At 80.1% G+C, this 699-nt stretch carries 1 pseudogene; it reads right to left on the bottom strand.

Features of this window, described 5'->3' with window-relative positions:
• Positions 1–699, bottom strand: a pseudogene (locus tag DZF91_RS22850) (helix-hairpin-helix domain-containing protein); the annotation flags it as partial.

The raw sequence follows: 699 nt of genomic DNA, 5'->3' as shown, positions 1-699 counted from the left end.
GGTCTCGCCGACGGCGGCCTGGGGGAGCGGCGCGGCGACCACGACCCGGTCGCCGACGTCGAACCCGCCGAACCGGCCGGGGCCCGGGTTCAGCCGCGCCTTGAGCGCGGTGTTCAGCGCGCCCGCCGCGGCGGGGCCCGCCGGGGCCAGCGCCACGACCTGCACCTCGGCCGCCGGGATGTCCAGCACGCGCGGGATCGAGTCGGTGACCAGCTGCACGGCGCGGTGCACGGCCTCCTCCTCGCCCATCGCGGGGACGATCACGACCTCCTTGTTCGGCGCGGCCACCGCGGGCAGCGCGCCGCCTCGGACCGCCGCCGCCAGCTCCTGCAGCGGCCCGCCGGGCCCGCGCGGGTCGAACTCCACCACCGGGACGGTCTCGGACGCCTCCAGGTCCTCCAGGACGCGGCCGGGCGCGGCGGGCGGGGCCGCGCCGGGCTCCCCGCCGAGCACCAGGTGCGCGCCGTCCGGGCACGCCTCGACCAGCACCGCGCACAGCTCGACGTCCAGGCCCGACGCGTCCGGCAGGACGAGCAGGTCCAGCTCGAACGGGCGCTGCTCGCCGCGCCGGTACAGCACCGATCCGGGGGCCGTGCCGGGCTCGTCCGCCGGGTCCAGCAGCCGGTGCAGGCCGACCGCCGCGCCGTCCGGCAGCTCCGGGTGCGCGGCGGCGAGGTCGGCGGCGGCGCGGTCGGTCGG

This window comes from Actinomadura logoneensis, from assembly GCF_003428695.1.
Taxonomy (GTDB): Bacteria; Actinomycetota; Actinomycetes; order Streptosporangiales; family Streptosporangiaceae; genus Spirillospora; species Spirillospora logoneensis.
Note: the sequence above shows the minus strand (reverse complement) of the source record. Positions and strands in the feature narration are given on the sequence as shown.